Raw genomic sequence first — 21,755 nt, 5'->3', positions numbered from 1 at the left:
AAATCGCGGCAGGCGAGGCGTCTTGGCATCGTCCTGCACCCCGGATATACGCTGGCCCCATGACTGAGGCCATCTCCTCCGGGGCGGCGCCTGCACGGCAATTATGCGTCGTGGTGCCGACTTTCAAAGAGCGCGAGAACGTCCCCAAGCTTTTTGCGAAGCTGGACGCCGCGCTGTCCGGTATTGCGTGGGAAGTCATCTTCGTCGACGACAATTCCCCCGACGGCACCTGGGAAGTAGCGCGTCAGTTGGCACAGGCCGACTCGCGGGTCCGGTGCATTCGCCGCGTCGGGCGGCGGGGTCTTTCCGGCGCATGCATCGAGGGCATTCTCGCCACAAGCGCGCCTTACGTCGCGGTGATGGACGCCGACCTGCAGCACGACGAGACCCAGTTGCCCAAGATGCTTGCGCTGCTGCAATCGGGCGAGGCTGAACTTGCCGTCGGCAGCCGCTATGTCAGCGGCGGCGACACCGGCAGTTTCGGCAGCGCGCGTCTCGGCGGCAGCGTGTTCGCGACCAACATCGCCAAGAAACTGCTGCACATCGAGATCGCCGATCCGATGAGCGGGTTCTTTATGATCCGCCGCGACCGCTTCGAGCAGCTTGCGCCCTCGCTCTCGGTGCAGGGGTTCAAGATCCTGCTGGACATCGTGGCGACCGCGGGCGGAAAGCTCCGCGTCACCGAGGTGCCATATTCCTTCGGCGAGCGCCTGCATGGCGAGAGCAAGCTGGATTCGCTGGTAGTGCTGGACTTCCTTGGCCTTGTGCTGGCGAAGCTGACCCACGATCTGGTCTCGCTGCGCTTTCTCCTATTCGCTGTGGTGGGCGCCATCGGCCTTCTGGTCCACTTCGCGACGCTCTATATCGCGCTCGCGTTCAAGGCTCCGTTCGCGGAGGCGCAAGGCATCGCGGCGTTTGTCGCGATGACTGGAAACTTTCTGCTCAACAATCAGCTGACCTATCGCGATCAGCGGTTGAAGGGGCTGTCTCTCGTCCGCGGCCTGTTGCTGTTTTATCTGGTGTGCAGCGTCGGTCTGCTGGCCAATGTCGGCGTCGCGGCCACGGTGTTCGATCAGGAGCCGATCTGGTGGCTCGCGGGCGCAGCCGGCGCGCTGATGGGCGTGGTCTGGAACTACGGCGTCTCCAGTCTTTTCGTCTGGCGCGCGAAATGATCTCCCCCGACGCGAAGCTGGCGCGCGGCACGGCACTCACCGTCGCCGCGTTGGTGCTGCTTCGCCTCATCGCAGGTGCGTTGACGCCGCTGACATTCGACGAGGCCTATTACTGGACCTGGTCGAACCATCTCGCGGGCGGTTATTACGATCACCCATCGATGGTCGCAGTGGTGATCCGCCTCGGCACCATGATCGCAGGCGACACCGCATTCGGCGTGCGGCTGGTCTCGATCCTGCTCGCGCTGCCGATGAGCTGGGCGGTCTATCGCGCGGCGCGCATCCTGTTCGACGACGCCCGCATCGCCGCGACAGCTGCCGTTCTACTCAACGCGACGCTGATGGCTTCGGTCGGCACGACCATTGTGACGCCGGATGCGCCCCTGATGGTGGCAGCGTGCTTCGTGCTCTTTTTCCTCGCCAAGGTCTGGCAGACCCAGCGTGGCGTGTGGTGGCTTGCGGTCGGCGTGGCGGTGGGCTGCGGGCTGTTGTCGAAATACACCGCGCTGTTTTTCGGCGCCGAGATTCTGCTGTGGCTCTTGCTGGTGAAGGACCAGCGCCGCTGGCTGGCGTCGCCGTGGCCGTATCTCGGCGGCATCGTGGCGTTCGCGGTGTTCTCGCCGGTAATCCTGTGGAACGCCGATCATGAGTGGGTGTCGTTCGTCAAGCAGCTCGGCCGCGCGCGGGTCGAAGGCATCACGCTGAAATATCTCGGCGAGATGCTGCCGACACAGTTCGCCTTCGCGACGCCGTCCATTTTCATTCTTGGCGCGTTTGGCCTGACTGCGCTGGCGCGACGCAGATCCAGCAACGTCGCGGGCGCGGCGCTGATCGCCATCAGCGTCTGGATGATCTTCCTTTATTTCGTGTGGCATTCGCTGCACGCCCGCGTCGAGGCCAACTGGCTGGGGCCGGTGTATCCAGCCTTCGCCATCGCGGCTGCGTTCGCGGCGTGGGGCACGGCATGGAGTGCGCGCAACCAGCGCACGGTGGATCTGTCGCGCCGCTTCGCGCTGCCGATCGGTGTCGCGCTGTTCGTCGTTCTGATCGTGCAGGCCAACACCGGCATCTTCACAGGCTTCCGCCGCGATGCGACGGTGCGCAGCGTCGGCGTCGGCTGGCCGCAACTCGCAGCCGAGATCGAGGCGATCCGTTTGGCGCAACATGCGGACTGCGTTGTCGCCGCCGATTACGCCACCACGTCCTGGCTGATCTTCTATCTGCCGAAGGGCACGTGCGTCGCGCAGTACCAGCAGCGCTATCGCTGGACGTTCATGCAGGAGCCGGATGCCGCGCTGCTGAAAGGACGAGTGCTGCTGGTCGGCCCGCCGGGCGCGAGCCTTCCATTCCGCGACGCTTATGCGCGCAGCGAAAATCTCGCCGACCTGGAGCGCAAGCGCAGCGGCGTCGGCTTCGAGACCAATCAGGTCACGCTGCTGGAGGGCGCGAAAGGCGATCCGCTGAATCGCTCGCCGGCGCCGGAACTGCGCGACTAGCTCCCGCGTCCTGCCATTCGTTTGCCCGCATTTTGCCGGTTTCGCGGCGCATTGAACGCGGCTGGCGCCAGGCGCGCTCATCATTTGCGCTTGAAGAAGATCACGAAGCGGGAAACTTTTTGAAGCCTGCGCGATTCTATCCCAGTCATCCGGGAGAAGATCATGACGTCAAAAACAGTCTTCGGCCTGATCGTGCTATGTGGCGTTTCGCTGATGGGGCATGGCGCGCTTGCGGAGCAGGGCTCCGAGCAGCAGCGCGAAGCCTGCACGCCGGATGTGTTTCGCTTGTGTGGACGATACATTCCGGATGAAGGCCGGATCACGTCATGCCTGCGAAATTCCGGGCCGCGCCTGAGCCCGGCCTGCTATGCGGTGTTCTATCCGCCGCAGGCGACGCCGCCGCAAGCCGCGGGGCAATCGGCCAACTCGCAGACCACGGGTCAGGCGAACAATCCGCGCGTCATCCGGCCGCAAGCGCCGCCGTCCTCGCAAGCGCCACTGGCTCCGCCGCCGCCTGCGGACAATGACGACGATTGAACGGGGCCTGTGGCTTGCCTCATTCGCGCAAATTCACGCGATTTTCCTGCAATAAACCGATAGCTATCCGCGTGGGAAAGGCGCACAGTCAACCCATGCAAAACCATTGCGCCGCTGCAGGATGCTTCTCATGTCCATGAGAACGCGGCGGGAGACGGTTATCTTCAAGCGTCCGGCACGTATCAAAGGCATTGAACGCCTGCTTCCGGCCGGCGCTTATGAGGTCGTGACCGACGCGCAGCATCGCGATGCGGTGACGCCGAATGTCTAACGACCCCGTCGAACTCGACTCTCATCGTGGCATGGCTGCACAGAAAGCCACCGGGCTGCGGCGGATACTCGCGGATGCGGAAGCCCATGCCGCTATCCTGCGCGAACGCCAATTGGAAATCGAGGCGCAGCTGCTCGATGCGCCTGCGGCGTCGTGGCCGGAAGCTGCGGCCAAGGCGCGTTATGTTTTGAACCTCTTCTACGCCAGCCTGAGTGAGCAGAATACGCATCATCGTGACCTTGTCGCTTCGGTTCTCAAGGACTTCGCCCGGCTCGACAGCGAAAGCTGATATTTTCGACATTCGATTGTTTTTCCGCGAACGATTGATCCTGAAATTCATCCAGACGTTCAGCGGGAACGTGAGGGTCACACATGCTCGATATTACAACCAAGGAACTCACGTCACGGCACGTCAAGCAGGAGGAGTCGCTTCGGCTTGGAGTCGTGTCGGGATGGTACACTCTCAAGATGAGCGGCACGTTCGTCACCGGCCCGCACGCGACCGAACAGGAAGCGGCCTTGAAGATCGCGGAACTGAGGCCGCCGCCGCCGGTTGTCGCAAAGCGCAAGTTGTGACGGCTGGCCGCAATACAGGATGATCAATGAGTACTGTGCGATATCTCGCGCCGTTACGTGACGTCGAGAGTGAAAATGACCAGCTTCGGCAGTTGCTGATTCAGGCAGGTGTCGAAGCTCACGCCCATGAGGTCGCTGCAAGGTTGCAGACCGTCCTGATCGGCGAACTTCACCACCGGGTGAAGAACATGCTGGCCATTGCATCGGCCATCGCGTCGCAAAGCCTGCGCGGTGCGCCGAATGTCGAGGCGGCGGCGAAGACAATCGCCAGCCGTCTGGCCGCGCTTGGCGTGTCTCACGATCTTCTGATCCGCGAAAGCTGGACAGGGGCGGGCTGCCGCTCGCTGATCGAGAACGCGATCCTGGCCTTTCAAACCGAGGGGCTGAAGCAATTCACCATCACCGGCGACAACATCGCGATTTCGTCGGGGCCTGCGGTGGCGCTCTCGATGGTGGTTCATGAGTTGAGCACCAACGCGCTGAAATACGGCGCGTTGTCGGTGCCGGAAGGCCGCGTCTCGATCGTCTGGGCGGTCGATGCCGAGGCGGGACGTTTCAAGCTCGAATGGCGCGAGAGCAATGGTCCGGCCGTTGTCGAGCCGGCGGAAAAAAGTTTCGGCAGCCGTTTCATCGAGCAGGCCTTGCCCGGCCAGCTTCAGGGCGAGGCGCGGCTGATTTTCGAGCCGTCGGGCCTCGTCTGCGATGTCAATATCCCGATCGCTTCGCTGCAGGAGCCTGTGATCGGGCTCAAGTGATCGCGTCGGTCAACGGCAGATTCAATTTTCAAACAGCCACTTTCAATCAGTCGTGTCTTGTGTTTGCGCATGACCTGATCCGAAGACCGCTTCACGCTTTTCGCTGACGCGGCCGTTCCGGTCGGGGTCATGCGGCATCACCCCTGTTGTTATGACGGCGCGGGGGCGCCCGAATTCATCTTATGCGCCTTGCACCCAAATGAGGGCGCGCGGAACGCCGGATGCGCGAGCGCATCCGCAGCCCCGTGTGCAAAAATAAAAAGCACACGAGCGTAGTCACCACGGTTGCGCCGGTTACATCCGGCGTTCCGCACGCGGTGGTGCTCCGGCTTGCTTCGTGCTCTCCCCGGCGAACGCCCGTGGGCTGTCACCGTCGTCTCCGCTGAGGCCGATGCTTCCGGTTGGAAGCAAACGGGGCAGACCGGATTTCGCAGGACCACACGACTTGGGCCGGCGCGGATGTTGCGCGGTCATGCAAGCGTTGCCGCCCGCAATCCCGCGCACAGCGTGGTTCGTCCAGCGCTTGCCCGGATGGTTCACGCGCCCTTTGTACAAGGAACGCGCCCCGCCATCCTCGCGCGCGCCTGACGCTGCCGCGCCACCGCATCCCGCCCCGCGTATCGTGACGATCGCGAAACGCCCCTCATGACGGGGCGGGACGAAAGGGAATATAATCCTATAAAGAGAAATGTCAAGAGTCATGGAACGCTGATAAAACCTCCTGGCTCGCATCGGGCTTCGCTCAACCCAAGCTAAGCTCGATGATGTGCACGAGACCGTCAAGTTGCGCGGGATTGGGAGGACAGTTTGGTTGATGAGAAGCGAAAGCCGGTCCTTGAGGATCACACAGTCGTCAAACGCAAGCTCGTCCCGCCCTTTGTTCATAAACTCGGAAGGAAGCTCTCTCAGTACTCTTGGGCCCGCCAGCTTGTTCCTGAAGCAATTTGGATCGGCTTAGTAATCGACGATTGTGGTTATGAGGCAGCTAGAAAATATTGCCTCGCGCTAAGTCGAGCTACATGCGCTGTAATCGATGGCACTGAACGCCCAATGTTTGTGAAGCTCAGCGCTTTCGCAGAGCTTTCAGAAACGGAAAAGGCGGCCGCGACATCCAAACTGAATCGCGAGACCCTTTCGATTATCCGCCGATCGCTGGCGCCGCTGGCGGCTACGATACCGGATCATCCATTGGCCTTTTTAGGCAACGTGAGCGCTACGACCGAACAGATGGCGCGCTTTCCACAATTGCTCCAAGAATTCTACGATCGCAACGGGCGCATCGCAGTTTTGTCGAGAGCACTAGGATACGAGCTTGGACTAGACCAAGGCAAGATACACGTTGCGCCGCACCTAATCGATGATCTGATCGAGCGGTTCAAAGTGATCCATCGTTACCCCGAGACGGAAGAAGCCAACCGCGCCGCTGGGGCTTTTCGCGCGGCGGAATCGATGTTGTTTATGTCGAGGACGATTGACGACGGCAACTTTACGGATGATGCACCATGGGTAAACAATTTTTGGAACCATATTTCTGGTTTTGGTTCTTGTCAGCTTCCGCAAACGCTCGACGACGAAAGTAGCGAAAGCGAAGATCCTTTGGAGCGTTTTATTTTTGCCTATCGCAATGCAGTTCGAGCGGATCTGCGTAGCAGATTGGCGAATCTGGAGTTTGATCTGAACGAGATTGAGCCCTTCGAGGTCATATCGGCCCTCCTTTCTCGGCAAGCGACGCTGGCTATGGAAATGGCATCTTCACCCGGTGTTTGGACCCCGCACTTAGCGCCTATTTTGTTGAGGGCAATGGCTGACGTATTTATCAGCTTGGCTTGGATACTCAGAGACCCAGGGCCGCGGGCCCGACTTTTTATCGAAGATGGGCAAGGCGCTATCAAATTGCAGATAGCCCATCAAAAGCGAGCACTAGAAACCACGATCGACCAAGATGAGGCTGAGAGTCTGCGTCATATGATCGAGATGTGGGGTGACTGGCTAAAGGCTCAACGAATGGAGGCATTCGTCGAAGTGAATTTGGGCAACTGGTCCGGCCTCACTGCGCGTAAGATGGCCGAAGAAGCTGGCTTCATTGACTTTTACAACTACGTGTATCAGCCGTTTAGCGCTGCGGTTCATTCAAACTGGGCTCATATTAGTGTGTTCAACACAGCCTATTGCCAAAATCCGGCTCACCGTTTGCATCGTGGCGCGTCAATTGCGCCTATGACTCCTGATTTAAGCTGGCTCCATTTGGCATCAAAATATTTTAGCAAAACGCTTGGACATCTCGACGAGGTGCTGGGTGTTTTACAAGCTCATAGCGCATTCGATCTTATTAATGCGCAAATGTCTGAAATGTCTCAATACGACGACTCCTAGGATAAATCTGTACGCTCTTTAATTGATCAACGGATGAAAAAAGAAAATTCCGGCATCGCTTCCGTGGTTTTGTATTTTCCGTTTGTCATACGCGGGCTTGCCCGCGCATCTATCTTCTCAAAAAGAAGGATTGCCGGGGCAAGCCCGGCAATGACGAAAGAAAAAGGCCCGGATTGCTCCGGGCCTTTCGCATTTCATAGCTGCGAAGGAAGCGTGGATCAGAAATCCATGCCGCCCATGCCGCCGCCCGGAGGCATTCCGCCGCCGCCTGCGCCGCCCTTCTTGGGAAGCTCGGCGATCATGGCTTCGGTGGTGATCAGCAGCGCCGCAACCGAAGCTGCGTTCTGGATCGCCGCACGAACGACCTTGGTCGGGTCGATGATGCCCTTGGAGACGAGGTTGCCGTATTCGCCCGACTGCGAGTCGAAGCCGTACGAATACTGATCCTTCTCGAGGATCTTGCCGACGATGACCGAGCCGTCTTCGCCTGCGTTGATGGCGATCTGGCGGGCCGGAGCGGAGAGCGCCTTGCGGACGATCTCGACGCCGGTCTTCTGGTCGTCGTTCTGGGTCTTGATGCGCTTGAGCTGCTCGGAGGCGCGCAGCAGGGCGACGCCGCCGCCCGGCACGATGCCTTCTTCAACAGCCGCGCGGGTCGCATGCATCGCGTCATCAACGCGATCCTTGCGCTCCTTCACTTCAACCTCGGTCGCGCCGCCGACGCGGATCACCGCGACGCCGCCTGCGAGCTTGGCCAGACGCTCCTGAAGCTTCTCGCGGTCGTAGTCCGAAGTGGTTTCTTCGATCTGCGCCTTGATCTGCGACACGCGCGCCTCGATGTCGGCCTTCTTGCCGGCGCCGTTGACGATGGTGGTGTTTTCCTTGTCGATCATCACCTTCTTGGCGCGGCCCAGCATCTGCAGGGTCACGTTCTCAAGCTTGATGCCGAGGTCTTCCGAGATCGCCTGGCCGCCGGTCAGGACAGCGATGTCCTGCAGCATGGCCTTGCGGCGATCGCCGAAGCCCGGAGCCTTGACGGCTGCAACCTTGAGGCCGCCACGGAGACGGTTGACGACGAGGGTGGCGAGAGCTTCGCCTTCGACGTCTTCAGCAACGATGACAAGCGGCTTGCCGGTCTGCACGACGGCTTCCAAGAGCGGAAGCAGTTCGTTCAGCGACGAGAGCTTCTTCTCGTTGATGAGGATGTAGGCGTCGTCGAACTCGACGCGCATCTTGTCGGCGTTGGTGACGAAGTAGGGGGAGATGTAGCCGCGGTCGAACTGCATGCCTTCGACGACGTCCAGTTCGGTCTCGAGCGACTTGGCTTCTTCAACCGTGATGACGCCCTCGTTGCCGACCTTCTTCATCGCGTCTGCGAGGAACTTGCCGATTTCGGCGTCGCCGTTGGCGGAGATGGTGCCAACCTGGGCGATTTCCTCGTTCGAGGTGACCTTCTTGGAGTTCTTGACGAGGTCAGCGACCACGGCTTCCACAGCCAGATCGATGCCGCGCTTCAGGTCCATCGGGTTCATGCCGGCGGCGACAGACTTGGCGCCTTCCTTGACGATGGCCTGGGCCAGAACGGTCGCGGTGGTGGTGCCGTCGCCGGCAGCGTCTGCCGACTTCGAGGCCACTTCACGGACCATCTGCGCGCCCATGTTCTCGAACTTGTCTTCAAGCTCGATTTCCTTGGCGACGGTGACGCCGTCCTTGGTGATGCGGGGAGCGCCGAACGACTTGTCGAGAACGACGTTGCGGCCCTTCGGACCGAGCGTCACCTTGACGGCATTGGCGAGGATGTCGACGCCGCGCAGCATCTTGTCGCGCGCTTCGACACCGAATTTGACTTCTTTAGCTGACATGTTGGGTTTCCTTGGAGTTCAGGAAGTTTTGGAATTTCAGGTGAGAGAGGGCGCTCTTAAGCGGCCTTCTTCTTGGCGGCGGGCAGTCCGGTGATGACGCCCATGATGTCGCTTTCCTTCATGATCAGGACGTCCTGATTGTCGATCTTCACTTCGGTGCCCGACCATTTGCCGAACAGGACGACGTCGCCGACCTTGAGGTCGATCGGGATCAGCTTGCCGGCTTCGTCGCGGCCGCCCGGACCAACCGAGAGGATCTCGCCCTGCGAGGGCTTCTCTTTGGCGCTGTCCGGAATGATGATGCCGCCAGCAGTCTTCTCTTCGGCGTCGATGCGCTTGACCACGACGCGGTCGTGAAGCGGACGGAATTTCATGCAGTCCTCCTAAAACTTTGATGATGCTTGTATTTTACGAATTGGCAGTCTTGATGAGCGAGTGCTATCGCGACTGCTGTGGACATAGTCCGACGGCCCGGAACGGGCAAGGGGGTCTAGCAAGTTTCTTGGCAATCTGAAACCGCGACTGCCAGGGAATTGGCCATCATTGTTAACCCTGAGCATGATCCCGAAAAGTATGCCCTTGGGCGCGACCCGAGGGCGCCGGTTCTCGGTCCAGACCATACGCCATCAGGGCATCCGGCTGTTAGCAGACCGACTCCCATGCTGCTAATGCCTGCGGAATCAACAACTTAGTGAACTTTTCATCTTGTTGGCGCTTGATTCTCATTCGACACTTGCACGCGTGTTCCGCAAAAGTGAGCACCGGTTTTGCGATCAGAACACGCGTTGCTTTTGATTTGACGCGTTTTCTGCGGCTAACCGGCGGACCACTTGGCCGGAAAACGCTACGGGGGGCCGGATCAGGAGGATCGGATGGGTCAGAAGCATGTTGGTCAGACTGGCGTACAGCCGGGCGGGATTGCCTCGGACGATTTCAAAAAGCAGCTCGCAGGCTACGGCCTGACCACGGCCGAAATTCTCTACCGCCGCCCCGATCACCAGTGGTTGCTGCAATCCTACGTCTGGCAGAACTACGACCTGTTCCCGAACTTCCCCGCGCTGAAGGATTTCCTCGCCTTCTGGCAGTCCAAGCTGGACGGGCCGCTGGTCGGCGTCACCGTCGCGCACTCCAAGCTGATCAAGCCGGCCGAGCTGAAGGCGGTGGACGGGATGTTCAGGCTGCACTGAGGCACAGCCCTTCGCATCGGCCTTTCGGGCGCGCCGGCCGCATTGTCGGGACGGCGGGCAGTGGCTAACCTCCGGCACGGTCGCATCGGGACTCAGGCACAGGGAGGCAGCGCATGGCCGGGAAAAAAGCGGCGACGACCAGGTCGACCAAGACGAAATCGGCCGCCACAAAATCCGCAAAAGCGAAACCGGCGGCGCGGGCCGCCGCTTTGAAAAAATCCGCGCCGCGCACGAAGACCGCCGCCTCCACGTTGCGCGCAAAGGCCAAATCGCGAAAGTCTGTGCGGGGCGCATCGCCTGTGAAGCAAGCACGTGCGAAGCAGCGGTTCGTCGTCAGCCATCATCGCGAAGAAGATTTCAGGGCCGATGGCTTGCGCGCCTATGCGCAATATCGCGATCTCGGCATCGCGAAGGGCACTCACGGGTTAGCGCAGGCTCATGTCATCCGGCTGATCGGACCGTGCGATCCGAAGGAAGTCTCGAAACTGCATTTCCACAGCGTGGATTTCCAGATGGTGTACGTCCTCAGAGGCTGGGTGAAGACCTACCTCGAAGGTCAGGGCGAGATCCTGATGCGCGAAGGCAGCTGCTGGACGCAGCCGCCGCGCATCAAGCATCTCATCCGCGATTACTCGGACGATTGCGAATTGCTGGAAGTCATCCTGCCGGCGGAATTCGAGACGGTTGAACTGACGGCGTAGACCTTGATACGTCCGATTGCCGCAGGATGGTGCGAACCCGCATTCCATGTCGTAAGTATCGGCGATGTTCGATCAATATCTGCGCACCTGGAATCTGATTCCCGACGGGGCACCCATCATAACGCGCGCGTCCCGCCTCTTGCCGGTCCGGCATAACGGCGCGGCGGCGATGCTGAAGATTGCCGATCACGACGATGAGCGAATCGGCGGATCGCTGATGCAGTGGTGGAACGGCGAGGGGGCGGCGCGCGTACTGGCGCGCGACGACGTTGCTATTTTGCTGGAACGCGCGGAAGGCATGGCGTCGCTCGCCGAAATGTCCCGCACGGGGCGCGACGATGAAGCCTGCGCCGTTCTCTGCAACGTAGCTGCGCGCTTGCATGGGCATCGATCCAATCCGCCGCCCGGCCTGGTGCCGCTGGTGCAGTGGTTTCGCGACCTCGAACCCGCCGCGGCAAAATTCGGTGGCATCCTGCTGCAATCCGCGGAAGCTGCGCGACTATTGCTGGCAGAGCCGCGCGATGTCCGGGTTCTGCATGGCGACCTGCATCATAACAATGCGCTGGATTTTGGCGCTCGCGGATGGCTCGCGATCGATCCGAAGCATCTCATCGGAGAACGCTGCTTCGATTATGCGAACATCTTCACGAACCCGGACCTCGACCATCCGCAATGGCCGGTCGCGACAATTCCGGAGCGGTTTGCACGGCGGCTGGAGATCGTGACGGATGCCGCGAACATCGAGCGGACGCGGATGCTGCGCTGGATTCTGGCTTGGACGGGTTTGTCCGCAGCCTGGTATCTCGAAGATGGCGATCCCGCCGAAATCGACCTGCGCGTCGCGGAATTGGCGTCGGCGGAATTAAACCGCTGACGCGAACTGAGTGACGATACGCGCCGGCAACGGTCTATGGCTGATTTCAGTTCCAGGGCTGTTTATTTATACCGCCGGTTTTTACGGCTCGGTAACTACACCACCAGAAGTTGCATTTCGTTAGCAAGAAGGAATATCCGATCGGATAAACCATCAGGGACAAACGTGAGCAGAATGCCATGTTCCGCATTTTAACGTGCGTTACTGATGAGCATGATTGGCGGCTGATTATGCTCGCCGGGCTTGTCTGCTTCATTGCCAGCGTTGTCGCCGTCAACATTTTCCATCGTGCGGTCGCATCCCCAGCAAGGACGCGGTTGATCTGGATTGCAATTGCCGGCGCCGTCTTCGGATACGGAGTCTGGGCGACGCATTTTATCGCAATGCTCGCTTATGAGCCCGGCGTTTCAACCGGATACGGCGTCGCTCTGACGGCATTGTCGCTCGCGGCGGCGATAGTGCTCACCTTCTGCGGTCTGGGCTTTGCCGCAAGCGATCCCGGCCGGTGGCGCGCGCCGGTCGGCGGCGCGATTGTGGGCGCCGGCATTGCCAGCATGCACTATCTTGGAATGTGGGCCCTCGAAGTGCCCGGACGGGTAGTCTGGTCCATGGACCTCGTCCTCACGTCCATCGCGCTCGGGTTGTTCTTCGGTTATGCCGCGCTGCTGATTGCAGTGCGCCGCAGTGACAGATGGGGAACGCTTCTCGCCGCGGTTTTCCTGACACTTGCAATTGTCTCCCATCATTTCACGGCGATGGGTGCGGTGGAAATTGTGCCCGATCCGACACGGGCGCCCGATGCGCTGTCTCTTTCTCCCGCCGTGCTTGCCCTGGCAATTGCCGGAGTCGCTCTGTCCGTGCTCGGCATGAGTTTCGTCGGGGCGCTCGCCGACCGCCGCCTCGTCACCCGAACGCGCAAGCTGGAAGAAATCATCAACCAGCTTTCGCTCGCTCAACAGCAGATCGAAGATTCACAAGGAGAGCTGCAGGCGCAGAAATTCAGACTGGATACAGCCATCAACAACATGGGCGAGGGCCTGTGTATGTTCGATGGTGACAAGAAGCTTGTCATCAGCAACGATCGTTATGCGGAAATGTATCGATTGCCGCCGGAGCTTTTGCAGGCGGGAACGCCGCATCACAAGATCATCGAACATCGCATTGCAAGCGGCATCCTTAAAGGTGAGACCAGCGAAAGCGCCGCAACGCAATGGATATCGACCTTGAGCGCATTGCCGCGGGACGAAGTGTCGAGCCGGATCGACGAACTCATGGATGGCCGCTTGATCTGCGTCACGCGGCAGCCCATGGCCGGCGGCGGCTGGGTCGCCACGCATCTCGACGTTACCGAACAGCGGCGGTCAGAAGCCAGGGTCACCCACATGGCGCAGCACGATGCGCTGACCGATCTGCCAAATCGCGTGTTGCTTCGAGAGCGGCTGGAGCAGGCCCTTGCCGTCACGCGCAGGGGAGGGTCGCACCTGGCGGTGCTCATGCTCGATCTCGACCGCTTCAAGGAAATCAACGATACGCTCGGACATCCGGCAGGCGATACCCTGCTGCAGGCTGTCGCGGCGCGCCTGCGCGTCTGCATCAGGAATACGGCCTTGATCGCTCGACTGGGGGGCGATGAGTTCGCCGTTATCGAGCACATGCAAAATCCGGTTGCCGAAGCCGCAGCGCTTGCCGAGCGGATCAAGCAGGCGCTGTCCGAACCCTTCGACCTTGGCGACCATCAGGTGACCACCGGAACAAGCATTGGCATTGCTGTCGCGCCGACTGACGGCATCGATTCCGACCAGATTCTAAAGAATGCGGATCTTGCACTCTATCGCGCGAAAAGCAGCGGACGCGGCACGTTCCATTTCTTCGAGCCGGAGCTGGACCAGCTCATGCATGCCCGGAAAAATCTCGAGCGCGACATGCGTCATGCGCTCGTCAGCGGAGAATTCGAACTCCACTATCAGCCGTTTGTCGATCTGAAGAGCGGGGGCATCTGCGGTGTGGAAGCGCTATTGCGCTGGCATCATCCTGAACGCGGACTGGTTTCGCCGGCCGATTTCATCCCGCTTGCGGAAGAAACAGGTCTCATCGTGCCGATCGGGGAGTGGGTTATCAACGCGGCGTGCGCCGAAGCCGCCAGATGGCCCGTCGATCTCAAGATAGCGGTCAACCTGTCGCCCGCCCAGTTCAGGAGCAAGGAATTGGTGCCGATGGTCGTCCGCGCGCTGGCGACGTCGGGGATTGCGCCGCAACGGCTTGAACTCGAGGTGACCGAGACGGTCATCATGCACGACAGCGAAGCCGTATGCGCGGCCCTTGGCCAGTTGCATCAGTTGGGCGTGCGAATTGCCCTGGACGACTTTGGGACGGGCTATTCGTCGTTGAGCTTTCTCCAAAAATTTCCCTTCGACAAAATCAAGATCGACCGCAGCTTCGTCAATGAACTGCTGGGAGCGAAGACGGAGTCGCGCTTGATTGCTCGCGCGGTGGTCCGGTTCGCGGTCAGCCTGGGCAAGACGACGACAGCCGAGGGAGTCGAAACGAAGGAGCAACTGGATATCCTGCGCGAAGAGGCCTGCACCGAGATGCAGGGCTATTACTTCAGCAGACCGAAGAGCGCCTCTGAAATCGCGCTCATGATACAGGCGCAGGCTAAAACACCGGCGAACGCGAGTATCCCGGATCAACCCGCCGAAGATAAGCGCCGGGTGCGGGCGCGTGCCGGCCGCCGATGACGGTGCAGCGTTCCGCCCTTACTCAAGCGGCAGTTGCGGCTTGCGGCGAATGAAGGGAGAGTAGACCGGCGCCTCGGGTTTGATCCGGCCGTCGCTTCCCCAATGCGCCATCTGGTTGAACGGGATCGCCGGAATTTTCTCAACTGCTGAGAGCGTTGTCGCAAAATCGCTGCTGATCGCCTTCAGGCGCGCTTCGATCTCGACGGGATCGGAGTAACGCAGCCCGGCTTCGACGCCATAGGCAACGAATGGTTCGAGGACGGAGTATCCGCCATAGGCGAGGGAGAAGTTGATCGGCCACAGCAGCAGGTCGATGTCGCCGCTGCGTCCGTTATAGGCATAGGTGTCTTCGCTGGTGCCGACCGTCACCGACAGCATCGCCTTCTTGCCGACAAACCGGCCGTTCTCGAAACGCTTCTTGCTGGTGTAGACGTCGCCGTAAATGAAAACGCGGTCGAACCATCCCTTCAATATCGCGGACGGAAGGTGCCACCACATCGGATATTGCAGGATCAGGAGGTCCGCCTGATCGAGCCGCGCGATTTCGTCGGCAACGTCAGGCGGGATCGTTTTGCGTTGCGGAGGCGTGGCGCTGTTCGGATTGCACATCGAAGCGGCTGCGATCCAGCGGCGCCGGGTAGTGCTCCGGACGCTCGCAGGGATCGAACCCCATCTGGTAAAGATCGGAGACGGTGACCGACCAGCCGTTCCGTTCAAGCGCCTCCCGGCCGGTTGTGGCCAGGTGCGCATTGTACGATTTCGGCGCGGGATGAGCGACGACGATGTGCGCGCAAGCTATCCTCGCCCGACGAACGGCATCTTGGTCGCCATGATGTTGAGGAACAGCGCGTTGGCGTCGAGCGAGCGTGTCGCCATGAACACGATGGCGTCGGCGACGTTCTGAACGTCCATGCGCGGCTCGACCATCTTGTCGCCGCGCGGCTGCAACACGCCGCCGGTCATGCGCTCGGTCATTTCCGTCGCGGCGTTGCCGATGTCGATCTGGCCGCAGGCGATGTCGTAGGCGCGGCCATCGAGTGCGGTAGCGCGGGTGAGGCCCGAGATCGCGTGCTTGGTCGAGGTGTAGGGCGAGGAGAACGGCCGCGGCGCATAGGCCGAGATCGATCCGTTGTTGATGATGCGTCCGCCGCGCGGCGTCTGGTCCTTCATGATGCGGAAGGCGTGCTGCGTGCAGAGGAACGGCGCGGTGAGGTTGGTGGCCACCGTGGTCTGCCACTGCTCGAGGCTGAGGTCTTCCAGCGGCACGGGCGGCGTGCCGACGCCCGCGTTGTTGAACAGCACATCGAGGCGGCCGAACACCTCCATGGTCTTGGCGAACAATGCGCCGATCGCCGCCGGATCGGTCATGTCGCTCGGCACCACGAGGCTTTTGCCGAATTCCTTGCCGGCTTTCGCGGTGTCTTCGAGCGCGTCCTTGCGCCGCCCCGCCAGCACCAGCGAGAAACCGGCCTTCATCAGCGCCAGCGCGCTGGCGCGTCCGATTCCCGAACCGGCGCCGGTGACGATTGCGACTTTAAGTGCGGACATGCGTTTCTCCCTTTTTAATGCCGCGGTTATTGCGTGCGGCTTGTTTTCGCTTTGCTTGTGGTGGTCTCAGGTTTTGTTGGTGTAAGGCGGGCGCGGGATGCTCTGATGCGCAGCGCGCAAGGCGGCGGACCAGCGGGAGCGCAGATCGTGGAAGTATGGTTCGCCGGCTTCGATGCGGTAATCCAGTTCGGCGTCGCAGACGTCGGGGCGTACCGTCAGGATATCGATCGGCATTCCGACGCCGAGATTGGAGCGCATGGTCGAATCCATCGACACCAGCGCAACCTTGAGCGCGTCGGAGAGGTCGACGTCATAGGAGATCGCGCGGTCGAGCACCGGCTTGCCGTATTTGTGTTCGCCGATTTGCAGATAAGGCGTGTCGGTGGTGCATTCGATGAAGTTCCCGGCGGTGTAGATCATGAACAGCCGCATCCGCGCGCCTTTGATCTGGCCGCCGAACAGGAAGGAAATATCGAAATTGATGTCCTCGGCGCGCAGCGCGCTGTCTTCGAGCGAGTGGACGGTGCGGATGGCGCGGCCGATCCGCTGCGCCGCCTGAAACATGGTCGGCGCATTCATCAGCGTTTCGACTTCGCCGGTCTCGGGATTCTCAAGCCCCTCGTTGAGCGTCGAGATGACCGACTGCGTAAGGGCGAGATTGCCGGCGGTGGCGATCGCCATGATGCGGTCGCCGGGCTTTTTGAAGATGTGAAGCTTGCGGAAGGTCGAAATGTTATCGAGACCCGCATTGGTGCGGGTGTCGGCCATCATCACGAGGCCGTCACGAACCAGAATTCCGCAGCAATAGGTCATAAGCCCAACTCTCCACCGCGCTTTTCTACGCGGCGGAGGGGGGCGGGGCAACCGGGGCAATACCGTTCAATTTGACGGGAATAACCTCAGGACTGGCTTTGTCGCCCGGCCTGATCGACCCTGACGGCGACTTCGAGGATTTCCTTGCCGCCGCCGTAGCGCGTGCCGCGAACGGGCGCGGCGCTGAGATAGTCGAGGCCGACCGCAATCCGGACATGGGCGTCGGTGGTGCAGACCGCGTTGGTGGCGTCGAAACCGACCCAGCCGAGTTTTTCGACATAGGCTTCCGCCCATGCATGTCCCGCATCCTGTGCGACCATGCCGTCGGAGCGCAGCAGATGTCCCGACACATAGCGGGCAGGAATCCCGGCGTTGCGCGCGCAGGCGATAAAGATATGCGCATAATCCTGACAGACGCCGCGCCTGAGCGCGAAGGCTTCCGCCGCCGAGGTCCCCGAACTGGTCGGGTCGGTATCGAACGTCATGTGCTCGTTGATCTGGAGCAGCAGCGCGTGGAGGAATCCCAGCGTGTCGCCGCCGGCCTCGAGGCGCAGATCGCCGGCGAACTTCGCCATCGCGGCGTTGACCTCGGTCAGCGGCGTCGCGCGCAGGAACAGGCTCGGCGGAAAACGCTCTGATGTGCCGCGCAGCACACCGCCGGTGTCGTGGGTTTCGATCAGCCCCTCGACATTGATGGTGAGGTCCGCAAGCGGGCCATGGGTCAGCACATGGGTGATGTTGCCAAACGCATCCTCGTGGACGTCCAGCCGGGAATCCGTGGACACGTCGATTTGCCAGTTGGCGACGTATTGCCCGTCATGACTGCCCGGCGTCATGCGCAGAATCTGGATCACGCCGCTGGCCGGCGGCTCGTAGCGGTAGGTCGTTTTGTGAGCGATCTTCAGGCGCATTGCGGACTCAAAAGTCGTCTGAGTTCCACCATAAAGGCCAGCTCAGATCAGGTATTGCTTCGAGATGGTATCGCCCAGCCGCGCGTTGTCCGCAATGAATTCCTGAATGAATTCGTGCAGGCCGCGCTGGAACAAATCATCCATGTTGCTGTGTTCGAGCCGGTTGCGGACGCCGCGGGCGTGACGTTGCGCTGCGCCCTGACGGCCATAGGCGACGCCGATCTGATCGAGATTGCGCACCAGATTGCCGTAGCAACTCGCGAGCGAGCGCGGCAGCGATTCATTGAGAATGAGCAGGTCCGCGATCAGCCACGGCTTCAGCGTCTCGCGATAGACCCAGTGATAGGCCGTGAGTGCGGAGACCGAGCGCAGGATGGAGGTCCACTGATAATAGTCGAGCGGGCCGCCGACATGTTCTTCTTCCGGCAGCAGCACGTGGTATTTCACATCGAGAATACGCGCGGTGTTGTCGGCACGCTCCACATGCAGGCCCAGCCGCGAGAACCAGTAGGCGTCATTGCGCAGCATGGTCCGGTAGGCGGAGCCGTCAAAGCGCAGCGACGTTTCCTGAACGAAGCGGAGAAATTTGGTCAGGTCTTCGCGCGTTTTCGCGCCGTTCGGCCAGCGCGCATGCAGTTCGATCCACGCGCTGTTGATGGTGTCCCACATCTCGCTGGTCAGCGCGGTGCGCACCGAGCGTGAATTCAGCCGCGCGTTCTCGATGCAGTTGCGGATCGAGGAGGGGTTGTCGAGCGAGAACGACAGGAAGTCGACGACGGTGCGCTCGTTGGCCTCGTCGTGAAACTGATAGAATGTGTCCTCGATGCCGGCGGTCAGCAGCGCGGATTCCCATTCGTTGCTCTTGCCGACATAGGCGTCCGGCAGCGCGGTGGCGCGCAGCGTCGCCTCGATGGTGCGCGCGAGGTATTCGGCGCGTTCGACGTAACGAGCCAGCCAGTAGAGACTTTCTGCGGTGCGCGACAGCATGCGTTACTCGAGTATCCAGGTGTCTTTGGTGCCGCCGCCCTGGCTGGAATTGACGACCAGCGAGCCTTCCTTCAGCGCGACGCGGGTGAGACCGCCGGGCACGACGGTAACGTGATCCCTGCCGGTCAGCACGAAAGGCCGCAGGTCGACGTGACGCGGCGCCAGGCCCGAGGCTGTGCAGGTCGGACAGGTCGAGAGCGCCAGCGTCGGCTGGGCGATGAAGCCTTCCGGCTCCTTGATGAGCTTGGCGCGGAAGGATTCGATCATGTCCTTGGTGGAAGCGGGACCGATCAGCATTCCGTAACCGCCCGAGCCGTGAACTTCCTTGACCACGAGGTCTTTCAGGTTGTCGAGCACGTAGGCGAGATCCTTCGGCTCGCGGCAGCGGAATGTCGGCACGTTCTTCAGGATCGGCTCTTCGCCGAGATAGAATTTCACGATGTCCGGCATGTAGCTGTAGACCGCCTTGTCGTCGGCAATGCCGGTGCCGACGGCATTGGCGAGCGTGATGTTGCCGGCCATGTAGGCCGACATCAGGCCCGGAACGCCGAGCACCGAGTCGGGACGGAAGGTGAGAGGGTCGAGAAAATCGTCGTCGACGCGGCGATAGATCACGTCGACGCGCTTCAAGCCCTCGGTGGTGCGCATGAACACTTCATCGTTCTTGACGATGAGGTCGCGGCCCTCGACCAGTTCGACGCCGAGCTTGTCGGCCAGAAACGAATGTTCGTAATAGGCCGAGTTGTAGATACCGGGCGTCAGCAGCGCCACGGTCGCCTCGGCTTTCGAGGTCAGCGGGGCGACCGAGCGCAGCGCGGCCAGCAATTCGTCCGGATAATTCTCCACCGGCGCCACGCGATGCCGCGCGAACAGGTCCGGAAACAGCCGCATCATGATTTCGCGGTTTTCCAGCATGTAGGACACGCCGGATGGCGTGCGCGCGTTGTCCTCGAGCACATAGAAGTTGTCGGCGTCGACGCGGACGATGTCGATGCCGGCGATATGGACGTAGACGTCGTGCGGGACGTCCTGGCCGTTCATCTCGGGCCGGAAGACCGGGTTCTGGAAAATCAGGTCGTCGGGGACGATCTTGGCGCGGAGGATGTCGCGGCCATGATAGATGTCGCTCAGGAACATGTTGAGCGCCTTGACGCGCTGCTTCAGTCCCTTCTCCAGCGTGGTCCATTCCTTGCCGGACAAAATGCGGGGGATCACATCGAAGGGGATCAGCCGTTCGGTCGACTCGGCCTCGCCATAGACGGCGAAGGTGATGCCGATCCGCCGGAACAGCAGCTCCGCTTCCTGACGCCGGTATTCCAGCGCGTCCGGAGGGGTCTCCTTCAGCCAGAGGGAGAGCTCCTGATAGGCTGAGCGAAGATCGCCGCCCGGCCCATTCATTTCATCGAAGGCAACTGCCATAAACGAAAACGCTTCTTTCAGGCGGCAACGGACACCGGTCCGCGGCTCAAAGTGATGGTAGCAAGGCTTGGGCCAGCGGGATATGCATTGCCGGCGGGCAATTGGCGCGACCTTGCGTTAATCTGCCTGAAAAACGGGCGGGCGGCTGCTCAGTGATGCGGCAAAAGCTCGTGACTTCAATGTGTTGGATGCGCCAAAGTTCCCGGACGTATTCAGCGCCGGACGGATTTAGGAGAAAAAGATGAGCGACATCGTCACCGCCGGCATTCTGGTGATCGGCGACGAGATCCTGTCCGGGCGTACCAAGGACAAGAACATCGGCTTCATCGCCGAATACCTGACCAACATCGGCATCGACCTCAAGGAAGTGCGTGTCGTCGCCGACGATGAGGACGTCATTATCTATGCGCTGGATGCGCTGCGCGAACGCTACACGTATGTCTTTACGACCGGCGGCATCGGGCCGACCCACGACGACATCACCGCCGATGCGGTGGCGAAGGCGTTCGGCGTCAAGATCGATCACCATCCCGAGGTGGTTGCCCGCTTTCAGGAGCGCTTCGGCGCGGACCTGAACGAGGCGCGGTTGCGGATGGCGCGGATTCCCGACGGAGCCGAACTGATCTCGAGTGCGACCATCCTCGCGCCCGGCTTCAAGATCGGCAATGTCATCGTGATGGCCGGCGTGCCCTCCATCATGCAGGCGATGATGGACATCGTCGCGCCGAAGCTGAAGTCCGGCGTCCGGATGCTGTCGGAGTCGGTGCGGGCCAACGCGCGGGAAGGCGACATCGGCGGACCGCTGCGCGCCATTCAGGAAGCCAATCCCGACACCAGCATCGGCAGTTATCCGTTCCTGGATGAGAACAGCATGCCGAACACGAACATCGTGGTTCGCTCGCGCGATGCCGACAAGCTGCGCGCGGCGATGACCGAGGTCGAGGCCATGCTGACAGGCCTGAAGGTCGCCAAACCATGACGAGTGACGAAAGCGCGCCGAAGCCGTTTCCGGTGTCGTGGGACCAGTTTCACCGCGACGCGCGGGCGCTGGCGTGGCGGCTGAACGGCGCGGGGCCGTTTCACGCCATGGTGGCGGTAACGCGCGGCGGTCTGGTGCCGGCGGCGATCGTCGCCCGCGAGATCGGCATCCGCGTGATCGATACGCTGTGCGTGTCGAGCTACAACCACACCTCGCAGGTCGGGGAGCCGACCGTGCTGAAGGGAATTTCCGACGCGGTCGCGCGTCTCGGCGGCGGCACCGGCAAGGGATTGCTGGTGGTCGAGGATCTTGTCGATACCGGCAAGACCGCGCGCATTGTGCGCGATCTGGTGCCGGACGCGCACATCGCCGCCGTCTACGCCAAGCCGATGGGCAAGCCCATGGTCGATACCTTCATCACGGAAGTGTCGCAGGACACCTGGATCTTCTTTCCGTGGGACACCGGGCTGTCGTATCTGCCGCCGATCCGGGATGGCGCGGCTTAGGCGAAAAGTAGAGGCGCGATGCGTCTCCATACTTGATCTGAGAATTTGCG

General features: G+C 61.1%; 23 protein-coding genes. 14 read left to right on the top strand and 9 right to left on the bottom strand.

The window, feature by feature from the left end; genetic code table 11:
• Positions 1–59 precede the first annotated feature (59 nt).
• The 8 genes from AC1RKJ_RS05670 (at position 60) to AC1RKJ_RS05635 (ending at position 7,180) form a co-directional block, all read left to right on the top strand.
• Positions 60–1,172, top strand: coding sequence for a glycosyltransferase (locus tag AC1RKJ_RS05670; RefSeq protein WP_492790096.1), 1,113 nt, complete (start codon positions 60–62; stop codon positions 1,170–1,172).
• On the top strand, positions 1,169–2,668 hold the full coding sequence (locus tag AC1RKJ_RS05665) for a glycosyltransferase family 39 protein (RefSeq protein WP_492790095.1): 1,500 nt from the start codon (positions 1,169–1,171) through the stop codon (positions 2,666–2,668). The genes AC1RKJ_RS05670 and AC1RKJ_RS05665 overlap by 4 nt, the downstream gene beginning before the upstream one ends.
• A gap of 213 nt (positions 2,669–2,881) precedes the next feature.
• Positions 2,882–3,205 (top strand): hypothetical protein, encoded by a 324-nt coding sequence (locus AC1RKJ_RS05660; protein WP_492792654.1) that lies wholly within the window; start codon positions 2,882–2,884, stop codon positions 3,203–3,205.
• Positions 3,206–3,335: 130 nt separating this feature from the next.
• Positions 3,336–3,476 (top strand): hypothetical protein, encoded by a 141-nt coding sequence (locus AC1RKJ_RS05655; RefSeq protein ID WP_492792811.1) that lies wholly within the window; start codon positions 3,336–3,338, stop codon positions 3,474–3,476.
• Entirely contained in the window at positions 3,469–3,765 is a 297-nt protein-coding gene (locus AC1RKJ_RS05650; protein ID WP_492790094.1) for a hypothetical protein, read from the top strand. The genes AC1RKJ_RS05655 and AC1RKJ_RS05650 overlap by 8 nt, the downstream gene beginning before the upstream one ends.
• A gap of 83 nt (positions 3,766–3,848) precedes the next feature.
• On the top strand, positions 3,849–4,052 hold the full coding sequence (locus AC1RKJ_RS05645; protein ID WP_492790093.1) for a hypothetical protein: 204 nt from the start codon (positions 3,849–3,851) through the stop codon (positions 4,050–4,052).
• Positions 4,053–4,078: 26 nt separating this feature from the next.
• A complete protein-coding gene (locus tag AC1RKJ_RS05640; RefSeq protein WP_492790092.1) occupies positions 4,079–4,807 on the top strand; it encodes a sensor histidine kinase in 729 nt (242 codons plus the stop codon).
• Positions 4,808–5,614: 807 nt separating this feature from the next.
• On the top strand, positions 5,615–7,180 hold the full coding sequence (locus tag AC1RKJ_RS05635) for a DUF5677 domain-containing protein (protein ID WP_492790091.1): 1,566 nt from the start codon (positions 5,615–5,617) through the stop codon (positions 7,178–7,180).
• Positions 7,181–7,398: 218 nt separating this feature from the next.
• Here AC1RKJ_RS05635 and groL read toward each other — a convergent pair whose 3' ends face one another.
• Complete coding sequence (gene groL, locus AC1RKJ_RS05630; protein WP_492790090.1) at positions 7,399–9,042, bottom strand: chaperonin GroEL; 1,644 nt, start codon at positions 9,040–9,042, stop codon at positions 7,399–7,401.
• A gap of 56 nt (positions 9,043–9,098) precedes the next feature.
• On the bottom strand, positions 9,099–9,416 hold the full coding sequence (locus AC1RKJ_RS05625; RefSeq protein ID WP_492790089.1) for a co-chaperone GroES: 318 nt from the start codon (positions 9,414–9,416) through the stop codon (positions 9,099–9,101).
• A 498-nt stretch (positions 9,417–9,914) separates the two neighbouring features.
• Between AC1RKJ_RS05625 and AC1RKJ_RS05620 the strand changes: the two genes are divergently transcribed.
• The 4 genes from AC1RKJ_RS05620 (at position 9,915) to AC1RKJ_RS05605 (ending at position 14,542) form a co-directional block, all read left to right on the top strand.
• Positions 9,915–10,229: an usg protein gene (locus AC1RKJ_RS05620; protein ID WP_492790088.1), complete on the top strand. Its 315-nt coding sequence runs from the start codon at positions 9,915–9,917 to the stop codon at positions 10,227–10,229.
• A gap of 113 nt (positions 10,230–10,342) precedes the next feature.
• The gene (locus AC1RKJ_RS05615) at positions 10,343–10,930 is read left to right on the top strand and encodes a cupin domain-containing protein (RefSeq protein WP_492790087.1); all 588 of its coding nucleotides are present in this window, start codon (positions 10,343–10,345) and stop codon (positions 10,928–10,930) included.
• Positions 10,931–10,994: 64 nt separating this feature from the next.
• Positions 10,995–11,804 (top strand): aminoglycoside phosphotransferase family protein, encoded by an 810-nt coding sequence (locus tag AC1RKJ_RS05610; protein WP_492790086.1) that lies wholly within the window; start codon positions 10,995–10,997, stop codon positions 11,802–11,804.
• Between the two features lie 179 nt (positions 11,805–11,983).
• Entirely contained in the window at positions 11,984–14,542 is a 2,559-nt protein-coding gene (locus AC1RKJ_RS05605) for a bifunctional diguanylate cyclase/phosphodiesterase (protein ID WP_492790085.1), read from the top strand.
• Between the two features lie 18 nt (positions 14,543–14,560).
• Here the strand turns inward: AC1RKJ_RS05605 and AC1RKJ_RS05600 are convergent, their stop codons facing one another.
• The 7 genes from AC1RKJ_RS05600 to AC1RKJ_RS05570 form a co-directional block, all read right to left on the bottom strand.
• Positions 14,561–15,151 (bottom strand): NAD(P)H-dependent oxidoreductase, encoded by a 591-nt coding sequence (locus tag AC1RKJ_RS05600; RefSeq protein ID WP_492790084.1) that lies wholly within the window; start codon positions 15,149–15,151, stop codon positions 14,561–14,563.
• Entirely contained in the window at positions 15,099–15,284 is a 186-nt protein-coding gene (locus AC1RKJ_RS05595) for a hypothetical protein (RefSeq protein WP_492792653.1), read from the bottom strand. Before AC1RKJ_RS05595 ends, AC1RKJ_RS05600 begins: the two co-directional genes overlap by 53 nt.
• Positions 15,285–15,337: 53 nt before the next feature.
• Entirely contained in the window at positions 15,338–16,090 is a 753-nt protein-coding gene (locus AC1RKJ_RS05590; protein WP_492790083.1) for an SDR family oxidoreductase, read from the bottom strand.
• 66 nt (positions 16,091–16,156) lie between these two features.
• Complete coding sequence (locus AC1RKJ_RS05585; RefSeq protein WP_492790082.1) at positions 16,157–16,903, bottom strand: proteasome-type protease; 747 nt, start codon at positions 16,901–16,903, stop codon at positions 16,157–16,159.
• Positions 16,904–16,989: 86 nt separating this feature from the next.
• On the bottom strand, positions 16,990–17,814 hold the full coding sequence (locus AC1RKJ_RS05580) for a transglutaminase family protein (protein WP_492790081.1): 825 nt from the start codon (positions 17,812–17,814) through the stop codon (positions 16,990–16,992).
• Positions 17,815–17,856: 42 nt separating this feature from the next.
• Entirely contained in the window at positions 17,857–18,801 is a 945-nt protein-coding gene (locus AC1RKJ_RS05575) for an alpha-E domain-containing protein (RefSeq protein WP_492790080.1), read from the bottom strand.
• Between the two features lie 3 nt (positions 18,802–18,804).
• On the bottom strand, positions 18,805–20,220 hold the full coding sequence (locus tag AC1RKJ_RS05570) for a circularly permuted type 2 ATP-grasp protein (protein ID WP_492790079.1): 1,416 nt from the start codon (positions 20,218–20,220) through the stop codon (positions 18,805–18,807).
• Between the two features lie 241 nt (positions 20,221–20,461).
• Here AC1RKJ_RS05570 and AC1RKJ_RS05565 point away from each other — a divergent pair, with 241 nt between their 5' ends.
• Together AC1RKJ_RS05565 and gpt are read left to right on the top strand one after the other, a co-directional pair.
• The gene (locus AC1RKJ_RS05565) at positions 20,462–21,199 is read left to right on the top strand and encodes a competence/damage-inducible protein A (RefSeq protein WP_492790078.1); all 738 of its coding nucleotides are present in this window, start codon (positions 20,462–20,464) and stop codon (positions 21,197–21,199) included.
• Positions 21,196–21,705 (top strand): xanthine phosphoribosyltransferase, encoded by a 510-nt coding sequence (gpt, locus tag AC1RKJ_RS05560; RefSeq protein ID WP_492790077.1) that lies wholly within the window; start codon positions 21,196–21,198, stop codon positions 21,703–21,705. The genes AC1RKJ_RS05565 and gpt overlap by 4 nt, the downstream gene beginning before the upstream one ends.
• Positions 21,706–21,755: the final 50 nt, after the last annotated feature.

It is taken from the genome of Afipia sp. GW822-FHT04G07 (assembly GCF_058800765.1).
This window is presented reverse-complemented; position numbering and strand designations above follow the sequence as displayed.